Below are 19,778 nucleotides of genomic sequence, written 5' to 3'. Positions count from 1 at the left end.
GGAGCCTGCCGTGAAAGGCAATCCCGGTAGAAGGGTCCGCCGGGGATGCTGGATCAGACCAGATGCACCCAGCCGTGCTTGTCGTCGACGGTGCCGCGCTGGATGCCGACCAATTCGCTGCGCAGCCTGGCGGTCACTTCGCCGTCGCCGCTGTTGCCGATTGCGAACGCGCCGTCCTTGAAACGCACCGAGCCGATGCCGGCCACGACCGCGGCGGTGCCGCAGGCGAAAGCTTCGCGCAGCCTGCCGCTTTCGGCGTCCTTGCGCCACTGGTCGAAGGAATAGGGCTTTTCGTCGATGCGCAGGCCGGCTTCCTGCGCCAGCTTGAGGATCGAAGCGCGCGTGATGCCGGGCAGAATGGTTCCGCCGAGCGGCGGCGTGACCAGGCTGCCGTCATCCATGACGAAGCAGACATTCATGCCGCCAAGTTCCTCGACCCAGCGATGCTCGGCAGCGTCGAGGAAAACCACCTGGTCGCAGCCATGCTTCGTCGCCTCGGCCTGGGCGATCAGGCTGGCGGCATAGTTGCCGCCGCACTTGGCATCACCGGTGCCGCCGGGAGCCGCACGCGTGTAATCGTCCGAAACCCAGACGGTGACGGCCTTGTAGCCGCCCTTGAAATAGGCGCCGACCGGCGAAGCGATGACGCAGAAGATGTATTCCGATGCCGGGCGCACGCCAAGGAAGGCTTCGCTGGCGAACATGAACGGCCGGAGATAGAGGCTGCCGTCGCCCTCCGGGATCCAGTCAGCGTCGGTGCGCACAAGCGTCTCGACGGCTTCGATGAACAGGTCTTCCGGCACAGTCGGCATCGCCATCCTGTCGGCCGACATTGCCATGCGGCGCGCATTCTCTTCCGGGCGGAACAGCGCGATGCCGTCCTTGGTCCGGTATGCCTTCATGCCTTCGAAGATTTCCTGCGCGTAGTGCAGCACGGCAGCAGCGGGATCGATGGAGAACGGCGCGCGCGCCTTGATCTCTGCGTCGTGCCAGCCGCGGTCGGCGCTCCAGGTCATCGTAACCATATGGTCGCTGAAGACCTTGCCGAAGCCGGGATTTTGCATCAATGCCGCGCGCGCCTCGGTCGAGGTCGGCGAGCCATGTGGAATGTGTTTTATCTGCAGTTTGCCTGTCATCGAATTTACTTTCCCGGTGTCCCCGAAACTGGAGACTTCATATTCTGCTCAAGCGAGGAGATGCAACAGCGAAGCCATGAAAATTACGCGCTGCGTATCCAGCCTGCCAAGCGCGTTGCGGCTTCTTCCAATTGGTCCAGACGGCGGTGGAAGCACAGCCGGAAGAACGCTTCGCCACCCTCGCCGAAGGCAGTACCCGGCGCCAGACCGACATTGGCCTTGTCGATGATCTCGAAGGCGGCACTGCGCGAGTCGCTGATGCCCTCGACCGAAAAGAACAGATAGAATGCGCCCTGCGGCGCGCTGATGCGCGCGCGGCCCGTATCGCCGAGAATGCCGCAGACGATATCGCGCGCCTGCCTTGCCCGTTCGATCTGCGATTTCAGGAATTCGTCTCCATGTTCGAGGGCAGCAATCGCGCCGCGCTGCATGAATTGCGCGACGCCGGAGGTCGAATACTGGATCAGGTTCTCGAAAGTCTGCTGCAGCGAGGGGTGAACCCGCAGCCAGCCGATGCGCCAGCCGGTCATCGCCCAATTCTTGGAGAATGTGTTGACGAACAGGATGCGGTCCTCGTCATCCATGATGTCCATGAAGGAGGGCGCGCGGTCGCCGCCATAGTAAAACAGCGAATAGATTTCGTCGGCGATGATCCAGAGGCCGTGCCGGCGAGCCAAATCGAGAATGGCCTTCAGCGTTTCCAGATCGGCGGTCCAGCCGGTCGGGTTAGACGGGCTGTTGAGGAAGATCGCCTTCGTGCGCGGCGTAACCGCCGCCTCGACCTTGGCGACATCGCATACCCAGCCATTGTCCGACTGGTCGAGGCGAACCGCCACCGGCTTTGCCCCGGCGATGCCGGCCGCACCCGGAAAATTCGGCCAGGCCGGTGTCAGGTAGATGACCTCGTCGCCGGCGCCGGCTGTTGCCTGCAGCGCAAGCTGGATCGCCTGCATGCCACCGCCGGTGACCATGAATTCCTCGTCAGCAAAATGCTTGCCGAAATGGCGCTCGTGGTAACGAGCCAGAGCGCTGCGCAGGTCCGGTATGCCTCGCTGCCATGTGTAGAAGGTTTCACCGGCGACGAGACTGCGCGTAGCCGCATCGGAGATGAAAGACGGCGTCGGCAGGTCGCCCTCGCCCGCCCACAGCGGAATGAGCCCCTCGCGCACGCGGCCATAGTTGGCGACTTCGACGATGCCGCTTTCAGGCGCAAGCCGGGCTTCTGCGCGAAGATTGTCTATCAGGGTCATGATGAATCCAGATGGAAGGTTTGAAGGATAGCTAGCGCGTTTTCAGGCCGTCGAAAACAGAAAACCCCGGCTATAGAAGCCAGGGTTTTCCGAAAGCGGTTGAAGTGGAGGGCTATCTCTTTGCCAGAAGATCGCGAATTTCGGTCAGCAGCGCCACATCTGCGGGAGGAGCAGCCGGAGTAACCGGTTTCTCCGCAACGACCCTGCGGCGCATATTGTTCACCGCCTTGACCATCAGGAAGATTATGAAGGCAAGAATGATGAAGTTCAGCACGACGGTTACAAAGCTGCCATATGCCAGGACGGCGCCTTGTTCCCTTGCCGCTGCGAGTGCCGGTGCCGTAACCGCTGAAGACAAAGGTAAAAAGTAGTTGTTGAAATCGAGGCCGCCGAAAATCGCGCCGACGATCGGCATGATGACGTCGTTGACCAGCGAGTCGACGATCTTTCCGAAAGCCGCGCCGATGATGACACCGACCGCGAGGTCCATGACATTGCCTTTGGAGATAAACTCCTGGAATTCCTTAAGCATCGAACCCTCTCCTTTGATGGCGGCCGGGCACTCTGATTGTCCGCCTCTTCGACTCCGGCCGGTGCGGCATCATAGCAAAAACCATAGATTGCAAAACGTTTAAAATTGCACCGACGCGCGATCCGCACCGCAAAATAGGCCGGGATCAAAAAGCCGGCTAGGAAGTTGTTGCACAACCAATTGTCTAGCGCTCTCGAATGGACAAGCTAGCGCGGCTGTGATTGCCTTCGGTCTAATGCCGAGATCGCTTGGCGTGGGAGGTTGGTTCAGGCGTGCAGGGCTGGGTCGTCGTTATCATCGCAGTTGCCTATGTGACGCTGCTTTTCGCGATTGCGAGCCTGGGCGACAGGCAGGCCGCGAAGCGCGAACCGGGACGCCCGCGCCCCTACATCTACGCGCTCAGCCTCGCCATCTATTGCACGTCGTGGACCTTCTTCGGCTCGGTCGGGCTCGCCTCCGAAAAGGGCATCGAATTCCTTGCCATCTATATCGGCCCGGTGCTGGTTTTCGTCTTCTGCTTTCCGCTGCTCAAACGTATCGTCAAGCTGGCGAAGGCCGAGAAGATCACTTCGATCGCCGATTTCCTCGGCGCCCGCTACGGCAAGAGTTTTGCCGTAGCCCTCATCGCGACGCTGATCGCCATCGTCGGCGCGATCCCCTACATCGCCCTTCAGCTAAAGGCGATCTCAGGGTCGGTCAGCCTGATGGTCGAGCATTACAATGGCTCGCCGCCCTCCTTCGACCCGTTCGTCAGCGATATCTCGCTGATCGTCGCCATGCTGCTGGCGCTGTTTGCCGTCCTGTTTGGTACACGACACGCCGACGCGACGGAGCATCAGGACGGCCTGATCCTGGCGGTGGCGGTGGAATCCGTCGTGAAGCTCGCCGCCTTCCTTGCCGTCGGCCTGTTCGTGACATTCACGCTTTTCGACGGCCCCGGCGCGATGTTCGAGAAGCTTTCCGCCAATGCCGAAGTACAGCAGGCAATGGGCTACACGACCTCGCTCGGCACCTGGTTGGTCTCGACGATCATCAGCGGCTTCGCCATCATCATGCTGCCGCGGCAGTTCTATGTGATGATCGTCGAAAACCGCAGCGAGGCCGAGTTGCGCACCGCAACCTGGGTGTTTCCGCTTTATCTGGTGCTGATCAACCTGTTCGTGCTGCCGATCGCATTTGCCGGTCTCGCCATGGTAGGCCCGCAGACGAGCAGCGATCTCTACGTGCTTTCCGTCCCGCTGTTGAGCGGGCAGGATCTGCTGGCGATGGCGGCCTTCATCGGGGGGCTGTCGGCGGCCACCGCCATGGTGATCGTGGCCAGCGTCGCGCTGTCGATCATGATTTCCAACGACCTTATCATTCCGCTGTTCGTGCGGCGCGTGCTCAAGACGGAGGCCAGCGAGAACGAGGACTGGTCGAGCCTCATCCTCAACATCCGGCGTGCGTCGATCTTCATCATCCTGTTTGCGGCGTTCCTCTATTACCGCGAGAGCACCAACAATGCGCGATTGGCGTCAATCGGGCTGATGTCGTTCGCCGCGATCGCGCAATTCGCGCCGGCCTTCTTCGGCGGGCTGATCTGGCGCGGCGCCAATGGCCGGGGGGCGGCACTCGGCATGGCCGCCGGCATCCTGGTATGGGCCTATACGCTGCTGTTTCCGTCTCTCGTGGCACCGGATACGCAGATTCTGACCGAAGGCCTGTTCGGCATCGAGGCACTGCGGCCGCAGGCGCTGTTCGGCACGATTGCCGAGCCGCTCAACCATGGCGTGATGTGGAGCCTTGCCATCAACACGCTCTGCCTGATCCTCGGCTCGCTTTCACGCGCCTCGGTGCCGCTGGAGCGCATACAGGCCGCGATCTTCGTGCCGCGCGACACGAGCCCGATGCCGAGCCTTCGGCGCTTCCGCACCGCCATCACCGTCAACGACCTGAAGGACACGATTTCGCGCTATCTCGGCGTCGAGCGCACCGAGCGCTCGTTCCAGACTTTCGAGCAGGTCGACGGGATCAAGCTCAACGGCAACGAGCAGGCGAGCATGGAGGTGGTGCGCTTTTCCGAGCAGCTTCTGGCCAGTGCGGTCGGCTCGTCTTCGGCACGGTTGATCCTGTCGCTGCTGTTCAAGCGCAACGATAGCGCCTCCAAGGACGCCTTCCGCCTGCTGGACGACGCGACCGAAGCCCTGCAGCACAATCGCGACCTGCTCCAGATCGCGCTCGACCAGATGGAACAGGGCATAACCGTCTTCGACAAGGATTTCCGCCTGACCTGCTGGAACAGGCAGTATCGCGCGCTGTTCAACCTGCCCGACGACATGGGCCAGGTCGGCGTATCGCTCGACAAGATCCTGCGCTTTCTGGCCGCGCGCGGCGACATCCCCCACGAGGCGCGGCTTTCGACGCTCAACCGGCTGACCAATTTCGACAGCGCCTGGCAGATCGAACTGAAGACCAGCGGGCGCATCATCGAACTGCGCTCCAACCCCATGCCTGACGGCGGCATCGTCGCGACCTATGCCGATATCTCCGCCCGCGTCGCTGCCGATCTGGCACTCAAACGAGCCAATGAATCGCTGGAACAGCGTGTGAAAAGCCGCACCGCCGAACTGACGCTGGTCAACGAAGAGCTCGCCCAGGCGCAGATGCTGGCCGAGGAAGCCAATCTCGGCAAGACGCGCTTCCTCGCGGCCGCCGGCCACGACATCCTCCAGCCGCTCAACGCCGCGCGGCTCTACTGCTCGTCGCTCATCGAGCGGGCCGGAAAAGGGACTGTCGGCGATGCGGCAACCAACATCGAATCCTCGCTGGAATCGGTCGAAACCATTCTGGGTGCCGTGCTCGACATCTCGCGGCTCGATGCGGGCGCGATGAAACCTGCCGAAACCGTCTTCCGGCTCGACGGGCTGCTGCGTCAGGTCGGCACCGATTTCCAGCCCATGGCAGCAGAGAAGAAGCTCGAACTCGTCATCGTACCGTCTTCGCTGACGGTCGAGACCGATCGCAACCTGCTGCGCCGGCTCGTCCAGAACCTCGTCTCCAATGCGGTCAAATATACCCGCAGCGGCCGCGTCCTCGTCGGTGTAAGGCGGCGCGGCGAGCTGGCCGAAATCCAGGTGTTCGATACCGGCATCGGCATTCCGGTCGACAAGCTCAACACCGTGTTCAGCGAGTTCACCCGCCTGGACGAAGGCGCGCGCGAGGCGCAGGGGCTGGGCCTCGGCCTGTCGATCGTCGACCGCATCGCGCGGGTGCTGCGCCTCGAAATCCAGATCGATTCCGGCCGCGGCAAGGGCACGCGCTTCTCCGTCATCCTGCCCGTGACTGATGCGCAGGAGACCGTGACCGAAAGCGTGGCCAAACCGCAGCCTGCCGCCAATGCCGCCCTGAACGGGCTTTCGGTGCTGTGCATCGACAATGACGCCCGCATCCTTGAAGGCATGCGCCTGTTGCTCGAAGGATGGGGATGCAAGGTCAGCGCCTATTCCGGCTCGAAGGCTTTCGCGAAAAATCGGCCAATGCTGCAGCCGGACATCATCCTCGCCGACTATCACCTTGATGGCGAAACCGGCCTCGAGGTCATCGCGAAACTGCGCACGATCTATGGCAACTGCACGCCGGCAGTTCTGCTGACCGCCGATCGCTCAACAGAGGTGCGCACGGCAGCAGACGAGATGGACGTGCCGGTCATCAACAAGCCGGTGAAGCCTGCGGTGCTGCGCTCGATGATGACACGGCTGCGGCAGATGGCGCCGGCAGCTGAGTGACTTCAGTTCGGAGTCGAAAGCGGGTCGCTGCCGATCTTGGATAGCAGGATGACGGCCTGGGTGCGGCTGTCGACACCGAGCTTCTGCAACACGGCCGAGACATGCGCCTTGATGGTCGCCTCCGATACCGAAAGCTCATAAGCGATCTGTTTGTTCAACAGCCCCTCGGCGAGCATGCCGAGCACCCGTGTCTGCTGCGGCGTCAGCGATTGCAGGCGCTTGATGAGGTCGGAAATTTCCGGGTCACGCTCGACGCCGAGATCGATGCCCACCGGCGCGCTGATATCGCCCGAAAGCACCGTCTGAACCGCCTTGCGGATATCGTCCATGCTCGCAGATTTCGAGATGAAGCCCGAAGCGCCGAGTTCCAGCGCACGCCGGATGGTCTCGGGATCGTCATGCGCCGAGACAACCACCATCGGCACGGCGGCGTGAATGCCGCGCAGCGAGATCAACCCGGACAGGCCGCTGGCCCCCGGCATCGAAAGGTCGAGCAGAAGGAGATCGATGTCCTCATTGGCGGCGATGATGGCCTTGGTCGCTTCGAAATCGCCGGCCTCGAGGATGGTCGCGACGTCGGCTACGCCAGACAGCGCCTGTTTGAGCGCGCCGCGAAACAGCGGATGATCGTCCGCGATGACGAACTTGTAGCCTGACGGCAAATGTCCCTCCCGAAATCTCGCTTATTGTTGTTGTATGGCACGAGATCAAGCAACCCAATTATGCGGGGATGAACAGGCATTTCAAGCGGCAAGCGCCCGTTTTGATGCCTGCCGCGCCCGCATCTTCAAATTCCGCGCATGATATCGTCAGGCGGGGTCAGGTCTTGTTGGGATCGGAAGGCTGAACGCCGGGCGTCTTGTTGTCCTGATCCAGATCCTTGGCGATACCCATGAAGCGCCGCATGAAGCGCTCCATGTAGCCCATGGTCTTTTCGAATTCCTCGTCCGTGGGCAGCACCGATTTCGGATTTATCAGCGGCGATTTCTCGATCGCGGCAACCCGCTCCTCCAGCGCCTTCAGCTCCGATTGCAGCCGGTCGGCCTGGTCCTGATAGGCCTTGCGCTCATCGGCGGCGAGCTTGCAGACCAGTTGCCCGGTACGCTCCTCGCAGATCGACATCTCGCCGGTCTGCGTGTCCATGCGGACATAACCGCTTTCCGACTTTTCCAGCCGGTAGCGTTCTGTGTCGGCAGCCTGCGCACCGGAGACTGCCAGCATCGCAACAGCCGCCGGGGCAATGATGGTGGTGATGAACCGCATGACTTCCTCCAATCTTAAGCAGACCCGACAGGCTGCACTTCGTTTACGCCGGAAATGGGGAGTAAACGGTTCGCCCGTCTTTCCCGTTCCGCGCTTTCGGACTATAGGGCGCGCATGCAACAAACCATTTACAAGATATGTCCTGAAGCGCTGTGGCGCGAGGCCGAAAAAACAGGCGTCTTTACCGGCGCGCCGATCGATCTCGCCGACGGCTTCATCCATTTCTCGACCGCCGAGCAATCCGTGGAGACCGCAGCCAAGCATTTTTCGGGGCAAACCGACCTGCTGCTCATCGCCATCGACGACGCCAAGCTCGGCCCTGCGCTGAAATATGAGGTGTCGCGCGGCGGCGCATTGTTCCCGCATCTCTACGCGCCGCTCGATCTTGCAAGCGTGCTGTGGGTTAAACCGCTGCCGCTCGGTGCAGACGGCATCCATCAATTCCCGCCCTTGGGGTCCGCATGAGCTTTTTCGATACGCTTGGCCGCAATCTGCTCTTCACGCTGGACCCGGAGGCCGCGCACGGCCTTTCCATCAAGGCGCTGAGATGCGGCTTTCCGGTTCAGGGCCGGCCCGTCTCCGACAAGCGTCTTCGCATAAGCCTCTGCGGCATCGATTTCCCCAACCCGCTCGGCATGGCCGCCGGCTACGACAAGAACGCTGAAGTGCCGGACGCGCTGCTCGGCCTTGGTTTCGGCTTTGCAGAGGTCGGCACGGTCACCCCGCTGGCGCAGAGCGGCAATCCAAAGCCGCGCATCTTTCGCCTGACCCGCGACGACGCCGTCATCAACCGGCTCGGCTTCAACAATGAGGGCCATGAAGCCTGCGAGCGCCGCCTCGTTGCGCGCGCCGGGCGGGTGGGCATCGTCGGCGTCAATATCGGCGCCAACAAAGACAGCGCCGACCGCATCGGCGACTACGAACTCGGCGTGAAACGCTTTGCGCGCTATGCCTCCTATCTCACCGTCAACATTTCCTCGCCCAACACGCCCGGCCTGCGCAACATGCAGGCGCGCGAAAGCCTGGCCGAACTGCTCAGCCGCGTCGTCGCCGCGCGCGATGCGGTCACCCGGAACCAGCCTCGCAAGACACCGCTGTTCCTGAAAATCGCGCCGGACCTGCATGAGGCCGATCTGGAAGACATCGCCGCCGAAGTGACGGAAAAGGCAGTCGAAGGCATCATCGTTTCCAACACGACGATCACCCGCCCTCGCCTCGCCAGCAGCGCCCACACCGGCGAGACCGGCGGCCTTTCGGGAAAGCCGCTGTTCGAACGCTCGACGATCGTTCTGGCCAAGATGCGCAGGCTGCTCGGACCCCATGCGGCGATCATCGGCGTCGGCGGCGTCGATTCGACCGAGACCGCGCTGGAGAAAATCCGCGCGGGCGCCGATCTGGTGCAGCTTTATACGAGCATGATCTATGCCGGGCCGTCGCTGCCGGGAAAGATCGTCAGGGGTATGGCGCGCTTCGCAGCGTCCGAAGGCATCGCCAACTTCCGCGATCTTCGTGACACGCGGCTGGCGCAGTGGGCCGACCGCTCGCTCGATTGATCAGGCAAAAGTCGCGCGCACGCATCGCGGCATTGCCGCAAACAGGCTGAATCCGCGCGTGATGAGAAAGACGTGGAGCGCCGCCCACAGGCCGTGATTGCCGAAATAGTGGCCGAGCAGCAGGAGCGCTGCGACGAAGGCCGCAAATGACAAAAGCATCATGTTGCGCATGTCGCGCGACCAGGTCGCGCCGATGAAGACACCGTCCATCTGGAATGCCAGAACACCGCTAACCGCCGTCAGTGCCGCCCACGGCAGGTAAGCCGAAGCCTCTGTGCGCACGTCGACCGCTGTGGTGACGACGGCTACCAGTTGGTCTCCGAACAGAAGCACGATGATGGTGACGGCGCCCGCCATAGCGAAACCCCATATCAGCGTCAGCCTGACTGCCCTTTGGAAAGCCGGCAGGTAGCGCGCGCCGACCGCCCGGCCCGCCAGTTGCTCGGCGGCGGTGGCGAAGCCATCGAGAAAATAGCCCCCCACCAGGAAGAAGTGCATGAGCACGGCATTGGCGGCGAGCGTCAGCGTGCCGAGTTGCGCGCCTTGCCGCGTGAACAGCGTGAAGGCTCCCATCAGCACGAAGGAGCGGATCATGATGTCGCCGTTGAGCGCCAGCATGCGCCGCATGGCAATGCTGCTGAAGGTGCGCTGCCACGGCATGTCCGGCATCGGATGGAAGCGGCGGAGAATGACCGCCAGGCCAACCAGCGTTGCGACGACCTCGCCGCAGACCGTGCCCCAGGCAACGCCTTCGACGCCCCAGCCGAGATGAAGGCCGAACCAGATCGAAAGCACGGTGTTCACACCGTTCAGCAGAAGCTGAAGCATCAGGCCACGGCTCGCCTCGCCGCGCCCGAGGAAGTAGCCAAGGATGGCATAGTTCAGCAGCGACGCTGGGGCCGACAGCAGGCGTATGCGTATGTAAGTGTCCATCGCCTGCGTGACACGCGGCTCCGCCCCCATGAACCATTCGCCGCCGGCGGCGATCAACGGCGCAAGCAGGATCAGCACGACGCCGGCAACCATTGCAATGGCCGCAGCCCGCCAGAAGACCGCCCGTTCCTCCAGCGAATCATCGCGTCCGAATGCCTGTGCGACCAGCCCGGTCGTGCCGGAACGCAGGAAATTGAAGGTGGTGAAGACGACGTCGAAAATGATCGCGCCGGCAGCCAGCCCGCCGAGCAGGGCAGCGTCGCCGAACTGCCCGACGACCGCCGTATCGACGAGGCCCAGCAGTGGCGTGGTCAGGTAAGCAAGCATCATCGGGATGGCGATCGTCAGCACGAGGCGGTTGTTGACGTCGAAAGCCCTCGGGCTGGTCGCCGATGATGTTTGATCCATTTCGGGTCTTTCGAGGCTGGCTTTATGGCTGGCGTTGAAACCGATCTGAACCATTCCGCATCATCGGCGCAAGCGGCTGATGTCAGGAGACTTTTGATGCAAGAGCGATATTGCCGCTTCCCTTAGAACGGTCCGCGCTGCAAGAAACAGCGATGCCGCTCCAGATCGTTCATCATCCCGGTTACGACGCAGGCTTGCCGCCAACCCATCGCTTTCCCATGAGCAAGTATCCGCTGCTCTTGGAGGAACTGGCCAGGCGGGGCCTCGCAACCGACGGCAATCTGCACCGAACCGATCCCGCGCCTGCCGCGTGGCTCAAGCTGGCGCATGACGCAGCCTACGTGGATCAGGTAATCGCCTGCGCCGTACCCGCGCAGATCGAGCGCGATATCGGCTTTCCCATCGGCGAGCGCGTGTCGCGCCGCGCCCAGCTTGCGGCCGGCGGCACGGTTCTGGCGGCGCGGCTGGCGCTGGAGCATGGCATCGCCTGCAACACCGCCGGCGGCAGCCATCACGCGCGGCGCGCCCAGGGCGCCGGCTTCTGCACCTTCAACGACGTGGCGGTCGCGTCTCTGGTGCTCCTTTCGGAAGGTCTGGCCGCCAACATCCTCGTCGTCGATCTCGACGTGCACCAGGGCGACGGCACCGCCGACATTCTGCGGCCGGAGCCACGCGTCTTTACCTTTTCGATGCATGGCGAGCGCAACTATCCCAACCACAAGATCGCCTCCGATCTGGATGTCGCCCTGCCCGACGGCACGGGCGACGCCGCCTATCTCGAAACACTGCGCGAGGTGCTGCCAGCGCTTTCCGAGAGGGCGAACTGGGATCTCGTCTTCTACAATGCCGGTGTCGACCCGCATGCAGATGACCGCCTTGGGCGGCTTTCGCTGACCGATGCCGGCCTGCGCCAGCGCGACCTGACGGTGATCGAGCATTTTCGCGAACGCGGCATCCCGGTCTGCGGGGTTATCGGCGGCGGTTATTCCAAGGACGTGCCGGCTCTGGCTACCCGCCACGCCATACTGTTCGAAGTTGCCTCAGGCTTCGCCTGATATCACTTGCGGTAGCTGAACAGCCGCAACAGAAGAAAGGCTGGAATGACGATCGCCGCACCCAGGATGAAATAGCCGACAAAGCGGTCTATCGCCCTAAAACCCATGTTCCACAGCTGCAGGATGGAATCGCGTATCTGGTAGAACACGTCATAAGGCGACCAGCCGAAGAAGCTCATGACGATGCCGACCAGGAACGAAACCACGAGGAGCTTGAGAAAAACCCGCAGCGGGCTGTCTCCAAGAAAGCGCGTAAGTCCGGACACTGTGGTTCTCCTGCGATTCGCTTTCGCGTTGCCGTTCCGCCGAAATACGCACTTGTTGCGCGGCGTTCAAGGCGAATGCCTGGGAAGGCTCGTTTAGCGATTGCCGATTGGCGCTCCACCGTGATATCGAAACCATACGCGGGTATGATGTAATGGTAGCTTGTCAGCTTCCCAAGCTGAACGCGAGGGTTCGATTCCCTCTACCCGCTCCAGCTTTCCTTCACGGCACAGCCCCTCACGGCTTGATGAAATCGAACAGGATGGCGCGGGCCGCGGCCTCGTCATTGGCGTCGACAGCCACCTTGAGTTTCTGCAAGGCGGCAGGCACGTCGCGATCTTCCATGCTGGAGCGCTTGGCCCGCATGATTTTCGGATGAAGGGTCGGCAGGGCCGTCGCTTCATCGTAGAAGAGTTCCTCGAACATTTTTTCTCCGGGCCGCGCGCCCGTAATGACGATCTCGATGTCGCCTTCCGGGTGGTGCTGGTCCCGCACCGAAAAGCCGGCGAGCCTGATCATGTTCTCCGCCAGTTCCTGAATGCGCACCGGCGTTCCCATCTCGAGCAGGAACACGTCGCCGCCTTCCGACAGCGCCGCCGCCTGCACGATCAATTCGGCTGCCTCGTAGATGGACATGAAATAGCGCGTCATGCGCGTGTCGGTCACCGTGACCGGGCCGCCTGCCGCGATCTGTTCCTTGAAAACCGGCACCACCGAGCCGTTGGAACCAAGCACATTGCCGAAGCGCACCGCACAAAAGCGGGTGCCCTCGCCTCGCTCGTGAACGCCCAACGACTGTTCCCGCAGGATCAGTTCGGCCCAGCGCTTGGTCGCGCCCATGACATTGGTCGGGCGCACGGCCTTGTCGGTGGAAATCAGCACGAAATTCTTCACGCCATTGTCGACCGCACCCTGCGCCACGGTCATGGTGCCGAAAACATTGTTTCTGATGCCTTCGATCGCATTGGCCTCGACCAGCGGCACGTGCTTGTGCGCCGCTGCGTGGAAGATGACTTCGACATCGTTGTTCCTGATCGCGCGCCCGACGCTCACTCCGTCCGTAACGGAGGCAAGTACCGGCACGATCGGGCAGGAAGCCTTTCGGGTAAGTTCCTGATCGATGCGATAGAGTGCGAACTCGTTTGCTTCGTAGAGAACCAGCTTGGCAGGCGCCCAGCGCACGATCAGGCGGCAAAGTTCCGATCCTATCGATCCGCCCGCACCGGTAACGAGGATGTTTTTTCCCTCGATCATATTGCGAAGCAGGCCGGCATCGGCGGGCACCGATGAACGGCCCAGAAGCTCGTCGATATCGATCTCGCGGATCTGGTTGACCAGATACTTGCCCGCGACGAGATCGGTGATCGGCGGAAGGGTGCGGATGCGAAGTGGGTAGCGGCTGAGCTTCGCGACGATGGCCTGCCGCCGCGCCACGCTGATGGACGGCATGGACAGAACCACCTCCTTGATCCCGTAATTCTCGATCAGTGCCGGGATTTGAGACGGCGAGAAAACCCGGATGCCGGCGACGTCCCGCCCCCTCAGCGCAGCGTTGTCATCAAGAAATCCGCCGATCGTCAGGGTGCCCTGGCTGAGCAGGCTGGTGGCCAATTGAGAGCCTGCATTGCCGGCGCCATATATCAGCACCTGCCCATATTGCGGGGCATTCCCCGTCGGGGTCAAAAGCAGCCGCTTCGCCGCAAAACGGCTTCCGCCGATCGCAAAGGTGCCGAGTATCCAGTAAATCAGCGGCACCGAGCGCGGGACAGCATCGCTGCCGGCCATCTCGGTCAGAAACACGGCAAAGACCCAGGCCAGCGCCGCCAGCGACATCGCCTGCAGAACAGTCCATATCGCTCGCTCGGGCAGATAGCGAATGACTGCCCGGTAGAGCCCGATACGGATGAATATCGGCACGGCCAGAACCGGTGCCGCCAGCATGATCATCATCTGCTCGTTGGTCGGCACGAACAGGCGGTTGAGCCTCAGGGAATAGCTCGCCCAAAGCACGATCAGGAGCACGACGATATCGAAGGCGATCAGGATGCCGCGCTTGGCCCGGCGCGGCAGGCTGCTGATGGTCGTGCGCATTCTACTTACCATCTTCAGAACGCCCCGCTCCGGCAAAAACCGCCGAAATCACCAAAATCAGATAGGCGACCACCACCAGCAGCCAGGCCTCCTGTGGCCGGCTGTTTGCCGCGAAGGCCAGCGGCACCACAAACAGCAGATTCACGCCCGTGTAAATCAGCGTTGCCGAGCGATGCGATGCAAGCCGACGCGCCAGATGCTGATAGGCATGCTGACGATGGCCGGCCCACCAACGCTCCCGATTGAGGATACGCCTCAGAAGCGTGACCGTGGCATCGCAGACGAAAACCGCCGCAAGCACTGCCCATGCCTGATAGGAAAGCCAGCCCGCCGAGATCGACAGCAGGGCCAGCGCGAAAATCATGAAGGCGAGATAGTTGCTGCCGGCATCGCCCATGAAGATGCGGGCCGGTGGAAAGTTCATGCCCAGAAAGCCGGCTGTTGCAGCCGCCACCGCCAGAAACCACCACCACACCGGGCCGGCCGGAATGCCGGTCAAATGTGGCGAGCACAGAATGGCGGCAGCCAGCAGCATGACAATTCCCTGCAGGCCCGCCAATCCATCGATGCCGTCCATGAAATTGAAGAGGTTGATCCACCACAGGCCGACAAAGGCTATGACGGCCAACAGCGGCCAGCCTGAAATCGTCAACCCGAAGATTTCAATCGCCGGAAGCGCGGGCATCGCCCCAATCAGAATGCAGATCAGCAGCATCTGGATCGGAAACCGCAAGGCCGAACGCAGGCTGACAATGTCGTCGAGCAGGCCAAGCATGGCGAATGCCAGCGAAAGCAGCAGAATGATCCAGAGCGGAGAGCCGGATTGCCATGCCACCCAAACGCCGAAGATGGACGCGGTCAGGGCGATACCGACGCCACCTCCGGTCGGCGTGGGACGAACATGCGAGGATCGTTCGTTCGGCACCTGTACAAGGCGAAGTTGGACTGAGTGACGCCTCACGAAAGCCGTAGCAGCCCATGCCGCTACTCCGCAAAGCACGACGAAGAATATCAAATCATCTTGTCCCGGTTACCCTCGATTGCCGTCGTAATGCTGGCAGCGCTGGAAGTCCAGATTGTTTACCGACAAGGCACAGGAGAGATGATCGAACATCTTTGTTCGCAGATTCTTAAAGCCTTTGTTCCCGCCGATAGTATTCGACGGTCTGACGCAGTCCTTCGTCAACGCCGACAGGCGGCGTCCAGTCGAGCAGCCGTCGCGTCTCCTCCACATCCATGCGAAGCGAGCCGCACAGCCGGCGAGCTATTTCCCCCTTGCCGAGGAGACCCGCCAGAGCAGAAAGCAGGTCCGGCGGTACTGAGATCAGACGGCTTGACCGGCCCATGATTGCATAGAGACGACGCAGAAGGTCGGAAGTCGAAAGGTCTTCGCCGTCTCCAGCGAGGATCACCTTTCCGGCTGCATCCCTATGTTGCGCGCACAGCAGGACAAGGTCGACGAGGTTGGGCAGCGCCACCAGCGTGCGGCGGTTGTTCACCGCGCCAAGCGGCAAAGGCACGCCGCGATCGACCCATCGCATCATGCTCAGGAAATTCGCTTTCACGCCCGGGCCATAGACCAGCGGTGGGCGGATGATCACGACTTCCATTCCTCGTTGCGCACCCATCTCGACAAGCCCGGTTTCGGCCTCCAATTTGGAGATCGCATAGGGGTCGGAAGGGTGGGGCCTGTCGGATGCCCGGAAGGCCTGTCCGGGAGCGGTTTCTTCGCCATTGACCTTGATGGTGCTCAGGAAAACGAAGCGTTTGACGCCTGCCGCGGCGGCCTGCCGGGCCAGCGCCAGCGTGCCTTCGACATTGACGCGCCGGTACTCAGTGAGCGGATTGCCGGTGCGATCGTTCAAGATATGAACCCGTGCCGCCGCGTGGATGACGACGTCGAGACCCCGCAGGAAGGACGACCAGTCGGTCTGCCCGGAGAGATCGCCTGCCGTGACAGGACGGACTTGCGGCGGCAGGCCCGAGGGTACCGATCCACGGTACGCTGCCGTGCAGGAATGTCCGGTTTCGGCGATTTGGCTGACCAGCGCCCCGCCGACAAAGCCCGACGCGCCGGTCACGCCGACGTTCGGTCGCGGCGCTGGCGACGTTTCCTCAATCGATCCGGGCATCAAGTTGCGGCCTTGGTTTGCGATATGGATGCCGGTCTAGCGCAGGCTTGGGGCTCATGCTAGTGCAGCGAGCCATGAGCCATTTCGACCTATGCTGCGGAAAGCATTTGGATTCCTTCGGCACGCCATGCATGGGACACCCGCAAGAATGACCGCCAAGGCATGACGAAAGTCGTCGTCATCTGCAACGACCAGGAATACTTCCTGCGCCACCGGCTCGCTGTGGTCGAGAAGCTCGTGCGGACGGGCGCGGAAGTCACCGTCATCACCGGCGGCCAGGAAGAGCCCTTGCGCAAGCCGGAAGGCTGGACCTTCGTCCATATGCCGATCGAACGTTTCTCGTTTCGCCCGCTTGGCGACCTGGCAATCGTCGCGCGCTCTGCACGGCTGATTGCAGCCATACGCCCCGACGCCGTGCATCTGATCACGCTCAAGCCTGCCGTTTTTTCGGGATTTGCCGCCGTTCTGGCCCGCCTCGTCGGACGCGGCCCGCGCCGCATCCTCGTCACCATTCCCGGCCTTGGCCGCCTTATGTCCCCGGCGGCGGCGTCGAGCGGCACGGCTTCCGCATCACGCGCCGTCGTGCGCCGGGCGATACGGTTCCTGTCGGATCGGCCAGGCGTCTATTTCACCTTCGAGACCTCGCACGACCGCAACCTCTGGCTTTCGGACGGATTGATCCGAGAGAACAATTCCACCGTCATCAATGGCGCCGGGGTCAATCCCGATACATTCCATCCCACCGCCGGGAAAGCCGCCCGCGATAGCATCAAGGTGCTGTTTGCTTCGCGGCTTTTGAAGGCGAAGGGGCTCGACGCCTTCATCGATGCGGCCAAGCAATACGCAGATCGCGCGGATGTCGAGTTCATCGTCGCCGGGATGATCGAGCCCAACGATCCGGACGGCTACTCCCCCGAAGAGTTGTGGAAGGAGCCGGCCATATCCTTCCTCGGTGAGGTGACGGACATGCCCGCTTTGCTGCGCGATGTCGATCTGGTCTGCCTGCCGACACGCTATGGCGAAGGCATTCCGCGCATCCTCATCGAGGCGGCTGCAAGCGGTATCGCCTGTCTGGCTACCGATCTGGAAGGCTGCAAGGAAATTGTCGAGGATGGCGTTTCGGGCACGCTTGTTCCGGCGTCGGAACCGGAAGCGCTTGCCAAGAACATCAGCAACGCCGTCGACGCCTATCTGCAAAATCCCGAGCTGCTGCGCACGCAAGGTGCTGCCGGATATCAGCGCTTCCTGTCGGGTGGTTTCAGCGAGGAAGCGGTCGTAGGCCACTTCCTCGACTTGTTGACCGGGCCGGGGCCCGACCGCGTTTAGGTATTGCGCTTTTTCAGCATCTCTTCCCACTGGATCGCGTGGGAGACGATGGTTTCGAGATTGTCGTATTCCGGCTTCCACTGGAATTCCGATTTCGCCAGATCGGCATTGGCGACGATCGCAACCGCATCGCCCGGACGGCGTTCGCGGGTGCGCACTTCAAAGTCATGGCCGACGACGCGCTTGACCGCATCAATGACCTCGTGAACCGAATAACCTTGGCCGTAGCCGCAATTGGCGGTGATGCTTTTGCCGCCATCGCGCAGGCGCTTGAGCGCCAGGTAATGCGCGTTCGCCAGATCGCTGACATGGATGTAGTCGCGCACGCAGGTGCCGTCCGGCGTCGGATAGTCGGTGCCGTAGACTTCCATGTAGTCGCGCTTCCCGGTCGCGGCCTCGGACGCGACCTTGATGAGATGGGTAGCACCCTTGGTCGACTGGCCGGTGCGCATCTTGGGGTCAGCCCCGGATACGTTGAAATAGCGCAGGATCGTGTAGTCCAGATCGTGCGCTGCAGCGGCGTCGCGCAGCATCAGCTCCGTCATCAGCTTGGACGTGCCGTAAGGCGACTCAGGTGCAGCCGCCTCATTCTCGGCAACCGGAATTCGCTCCGGGCTGCCATAGACGGCGGCAGTCGACGAAAAGATGAAATTCTTAACGCCCGAGCGCACGGCGCTCTCGATCAGGTCGCGCGACTTGGCCGTGTTGTTGAGATAATAGCCGAGCGGATCGGAAACCGATTCCGGTACGATGATCGAGCCGGCGAAATGGATCACCGCATCGACCTTCTTGCGCTTCATCGTCGCTTCGATCAGCACTTGGTCGGCAACGTCGCCGACAACCAGTTCGGCCTCTGCGGGCACTGCCCAATCGAAGCCGGTGCTCAGGCGATCGACGACGACGACCTCTTCGCCCTGGTCCAGCAGTTTCCAGACCATGTGGCTGCCGATATAACCGGCCCCGCCCGTCACCATCACCGCCATGCAATATCCTTTCCATTGTCATCGACAGATTTGCCGATCTGCGTTTTAGCGATTTTTCCGGTTTTTGCCAGAACAGGCCCGTTCACACTCGCAGACAGCGCCGACACACTTTAGAAGTATCGTTTATCCTAAAAGCCAAGCGCATCCGAACCCACCGCATTTCATGACCGGAAAAACTGAAATCCCGATGACATTGATCATCCCGGTGCATGACCGCCAGGACGCGCTCGACCGCGCGCTGCAAAGCGTGGCCGCACAAGACGTTTTGCCGGCAGAGATCATCGTGGTCGATGACGCCTCCGAAACCCCGATGCTCATCCGGCCGGAATTCACGCGCCAATTGCGGCTGCGCCTCATTCGGCATGACAAGAACAAGGGTGCGGCGGGTGCGCGCAACACCGGCATGAGCGCCAGCACTACCGAATGGATAACCTTTCTCGACAGCGATGACGCCGTTCTGCCCGGCACGCTCGGCCGCCGCTGGGCGCTCGTGCAGGAAGACCAGCAACGGCAACCCAACGACAAAGTAATCTATGGCTGTGGCTGGATCGATTGCGATGAAGACGGCAAGTCGCTGGGCATAAGGCGGCCAAGACCATCGCATGACCCGCTGGATTTTGCCGCCGGCTGCTGGTTCTCGCCAGGCTCCTGCATCATCATGAACGGCAAGCGGGCCGTTGAAGCAGCCGGGGGACAGGACGAAACTTTGCGGCGGTTCGAGGACTGCGACTGGTTTCTGGCGCTCGCGCTGAAGGGGTTTTCCCTGCAGGTTCTTCCCGTTATCGGCGCGAATATCGAGCGCAAGCGCCAGCAAAATCCGCACGGCATAGAACAGGCAGCAGATACCCTCTGCCGCAAATGGGCCGAAAAAGGACTCGACAGGCCTTTGATGTCGCGCGTGCGAAGCTATATGAGCCTGGAAACTGCGGCGGCGCATTTTTTTGCCGGTTCGCGTGGCAAAGGCCTGCTTTGGCTCGCCCGCTCACTGATTGAATGCCCGCGTTTTTCACTTCAACTTTCCCCGGGATGGGATAGGGAGAAAGTTTAAAGCCGGCGAGAGACGGAACAGGGTTTCCGATGCGACGGAC

Annotated in this window: 17 protein-coding genes and 1 tRNA gene; 7 read left to right on the top strand and 11 right to left on the bottom strand. The window is 61.9% G+C overall.

The features are described 5' to 3' along the window. Positions 1 to 53: 53 nt before the first annotated feature. The 3 genes from G6N74_RS04025 to mscL all read right to left on the bottom strand — a co-directional run bounded on the left by G6N74_RS04025 (position 54) and on the right by mscL (position 2,918). Positions 54 to 1,136, bottom strand: coding sequence for a branched-chain amino acid aminotransferase (locus G6N74_RS04025; RefSeq protein WP_165114681.1), 1,083 nt, complete (start codon positions 1,134 to 1,136; stop codon positions 54 to 56). An 83-nt stretch (positions 1,137 to 1,219) separates the two neighbouring features. After that, positions 1,220 to 2,386, bottom strand: a complete 1,167-nt coding sequence (locus tag G6N74_RS04020; protein WP_165114679.1) for a pyridoxal phosphate-dependent aminotransferase — start codon at positions 2,384 to 2,386, stop codon at positions 1,220 to 1,222. A gap of 112 nt (positions 2,387 to 2,498) precedes the next feature. Beyond that, positions 2,499 to 2,918, bottom strand: a complete 420-nt coding sequence (gene mscL, locus G6N74_RS04015) for a large conductance mechanosensitive channel protein MscL (RefSeq protein WP_165114677.1) — start codon at positions 2,916 to 2,918, stop codon at positions 2,499 to 2,501. A gap of 272 nt (positions 2,919 to 3,190) precedes the next feature. On the opposite strand from mscL, the gene G6N74_RS04010 reads away from it, so the two are divergent. Beyond that, positions 3,191 to 6,682 carry a hybrid sensor histidine kinase/response regulator gene (locus G6N74_RS04010; RefSeq protein ID WP_165115621.1) on the top strand — a complete coding sequence of 1,164 codons (3,492 nt, stop codon included), beginning with the start codon at positions 3,191 to 3,193 and terminating at the stop codon, positions 6,680 to 6,682. Between the two features lie 2 nt (positions 6,683 to 6,684). On the opposite strand, the gene G6N74_RS04005 is transcribed toward G6N74_RS04010, so the two are convergent. Both G6N74_RS04005 and G6N74_RS04000 read right to left on the bottom strand, forming a co-directional pair. Further along, entirely contained in the window at positions 6,685 to 7,344 is a 660-nt protein-coding gene (locus tag G6N74_RS04005; RefSeq protein WP_165114675.1) for a response regulator transcription factor, read from the bottom strand. Between the two features lie 157 nt (positions 7,345 to 7,501). Then, positions 7,502 to 7,945 carry a hypothetical protein gene (locus G6N74_RS04000; RefSeq protein WP_165114673.1) on the bottom strand — a complete coding sequence of 148 codons (444 nt, stop codon included), beginning with the start codon at positions 7,943 to 7,945 and terminating at the stop codon, positions 7,502 to 7,504. 114 nt (positions 7,946 to 8,059) lie between these two features. Here G6N74_RS04000 and G6N74_RS03995 point away from each other — a divergent pair, with 114 nt between their 5' ends. Both G6N74_RS03995 and G6N74_RS03990 read left to right on the top strand, forming a co-directional pair. Further along, on the top strand, positions 8,060 to 8,410 hold the full coding sequence (locus G6N74_RS03995) for a DUF952 domain-containing protein (protein ID WP_165114671.1): 351 nt from the start codon (positions 8,060 to 8,062) through the stop codon (positions 8,408 to 8,410). Then, positions 8,407 to 9,498: a quinone-dependent dihydroorotate dehydrogenase gene (locus G6N74_RS03990; RefSeq protein WP_165114669.1), complete on the top strand. Its 1,092-nt coding sequence runs from the start codon at positions 8,407 to 8,409 to the stop codon at positions 9,496 to 9,498. Before G6N74_RS03995 ends, G6N74_RS03990 begins: the two co-directional genes overlap by 4 nt. Here G6N74_RS03990 and G6N74_RS03985 read toward each other — a convergent pair whose 3' ends face one another. Beyond that, on the bottom strand, positions 9,499 to 10,839 hold the full coding sequence (locus G6N74_RS03985) for an MATE family efflux transporter (protein ID WP_165114667.1): 1,341 nt from the start codon (positions 10,837 to 10,839) through the stop codon (positions 9,499 to 9,501). Positions 10,840 to 10,991: 152 nt separating this feature from the next. On the opposite strand from G6N74_RS03985, the gene G6N74_RS03980 reads away from it, so the two are divergent. Next, positions 10,992 to 11,894 carry a histone deacetylase family protein gene (locus G6N74_RS03980; RefSeq protein WP_165114665.1) on the top strand — a complete coding sequence of 301 codons (903 nt, stop codon included), beginning with the start codon at positions 10,992 to 10,994 and terminating at the stop codon, positions 11,892 to 11,894. A 2-nt stretch (positions 11,895 to 11,896) separates the two neighbouring features. On the opposite strand, the gene G6N74_RS03975 is transcribed toward G6N74_RS03980, so the two are convergent. Then, positions 11,897 to 12,160, bottom strand: coding sequence for a DUF6460 domain-containing protein (locus G6N74_RS03975; protein WP_165114663.1), 264 nt, complete (start codon positions 12,158 to 12,160; stop codon positions 11,897 to 11,899). Positions 12,161 to 12,298: 138 nt separating this feature from the next. On the opposite strand from G6N74_RS03975, the gene G6N74_RS03970 reads away from it, so the two are divergent. Next, positions 12,299 to 12,372: transfer RNA gene (locus tag G6N74_RS03970), tRNA-Gly, on the top strand. Positions 12,373 to 12,395: 23 nt separating this feature from the next. Here the strand turns inward: G6N74_RS03970 and G6N74_RS03965 are convergent. From G6N74_RS03965 to G6N74_RS03955, 3 genes are all read right to left on the bottom strand, one after another. Next, positions 12,396 to 14,249, bottom strand: coding sequence for a polysaccharide biosynthesis protein (locus tag G6N74_RS03965; protein WP_246245637.1), 1,854 nt, complete (start codon positions 14,247 to 14,249; stop codon positions 12,396 to 12,398). Position 14,250: 1 nt separating this feature from the next. Beyond that, positions 14,251 to 15,174, bottom strand: a complete 924-nt coding sequence (locus tag G6N74_RS03960; protein ID WP_205826527.1) for an MraY family glycosyltransferase — start codon at positions 15,172 to 15,174, stop codon at positions 14,251 to 14,253. A 205-nt stretch (positions 15,175 to 15,379) separates the two neighbouring features. Beyond that, entirely contained in the window at positions 15,380 to 16,381 is a 1,002-nt protein-coding gene (locus G6N74_RS03955; protein ID WP_165114655.1) for an NAD-dependent epimerase/dehydratase family protein, read from the bottom strand. A gap of 162 nt (positions 16,382 to 16,543) precedes the next feature. Here G6N74_RS03955 and G6N74_RS03950 point away from each other — a divergent pair, with 162 nt between their 5' ends. Beyond that, positions 16,544 to 17,707 carry a glycosyltransferase family 4 protein gene (locus G6N74_RS03950; RefSeq protein WP_165114652.1) on the top strand — a complete coding sequence of 388 codons (1,164 nt, stop codon included), beginning with the start codon at positions 16,544 to 16,546 and terminating at the stop codon, positions 17,705 to 17,707. Here the strand turns inward: G6N74_RS03950 and galE are convergent. Then, the gene (gene galE / locus G6N74_RS03945) at positions 17,704 to 18,690 is read right to left on the bottom strand and encodes a UDP-glucose 4-epimerase GalE (protein WP_165114649.1); all 987 of its coding nucleotides are present in this window, start codon (positions 18,688 to 18,690) and stop codon (positions 17,704 to 17,706) included. The genes G6N74_RS03950 and galE overlap by 4 nt on opposite strands. A 187-nt stretch (positions 18,691 to 18,877) precedes the next feature. On the opposite strand from galE, the gene G6N74_RS03940 reads away from it, so the two are divergent. Next, on the top strand, positions 18,878 to 19,738 hold the full coding sequence (locus tag G6N74_RS03940; protein ID WP_165114646.1) for a glycosyltransferase family 2 protein: 861 nt from the start codon (positions 18,878 to 18,880) through the stop codon (positions 19,736 to 19,738). Positions 19,739 to 19,778: the final 40 nt, after the last annotated feature.

Origin of the sequence: Mesorhizobium zhangyense, from assembly GCF_011045115.1 — a bacterium.
Lineage (GTDB): Bacteria > Pseudomonadota > Alphaproteobacteria > Rhizobiales > Rhizobiaceae > Mesorhizobium_M > Mesorhizobium_M zhangyense.
The sequence above is the reverse complement of the archived record's forward strand: the minus strand, read 5'-3'. Positions and strand labels throughout refer to the sequence as shown.

Coding starts and splice junctions, on each gene's coding strand:
- G6N74_RS04025 (WP_165114681.1), bottom strand. CDS start 1,136: ATGACAGGCAAACTGCAGATAAAACACATTCCACATGGCTCGCCGACC.
- G6N74_RS04020 (WP_165114679.1), bottom strand. CDS start 2,386: ATGACCCTGATAGACAATCTTCGCGCAGAAGCCCGGCTTGCGCCTGAA.
- mscL (WP_165114677.1), bottom strand. CDS start 2,918: ATGCTTAAGGAATTCCAGGAGTTTATCTCCAAAGGCAATGTCATGGAC.
- G6N74_RS04000 (WP_165114673.1), bottom strand. CDS start 7,945: ATGCGGTTCATCACCACCATCATTGCCCCGGCGGCTGTTGCGATGCTG.
- G6N74_RS03995 (WP_165114671.1), top strand. CDS start 8,060: ATGCAACAAACCATTTACAAGATATGTCCTGAAGCGCTGTGGCGCGAG.
- G6N74_RS03990 (WP_165114669.1), top strand. CDS start 8,407: ATGAGCTTTTTCGATACGCTTGGCCGCAATCTGCTCTTCACGCTGGAC.
- G6N74_RS03985 (WP_165114667.1), bottom strand. CDS start 10,839: ATGGATCAAACATCATCGGCGACCAGCCCGAGGGCTTTCGACGTCAAC.
- G6N74_RS03980 (WP_165114665.1), top strand. CDS start 10,992: ATGCCGCTCCAGATCGTTCATCATCCCGGTTACGACGCAGGCTTGCCG.
- G6N74_RS03965 (WP_246245637.1), bottom strand. CDS start 14,249: ATGCGCACGACCATCAGCAGCCTGCCGCGCCGGGCCAAGCGCGGCATC.
- G6N74_RS03955 (WP_165114655.1), bottom strand. CDS start 16,381: ATGCCCGGATCGATTGAGGAAACGTCGCCAGCGCCGCGACCGAACGTC.
- G6N74_RS03950 (WP_165114652.1), top strand. CDS start 16,544: ATGACGAAAGTCGTCGTCATCTGCAACGACCAGGAATACTTCCTGCGC.
- galE (WP_165114649.1), bottom strand. CDS start 18,690: ATGGCGGTGATGGTGACGGGCGGGGCCGGTTATATCGGCAGCCACATG.
- G6N74_RS03940 (WP_165114646.1), top strand. CDS start 18,878: ATGACATTGATCATCCCGGTGCATGACCGCCAGGACGCGCTCGACCGC.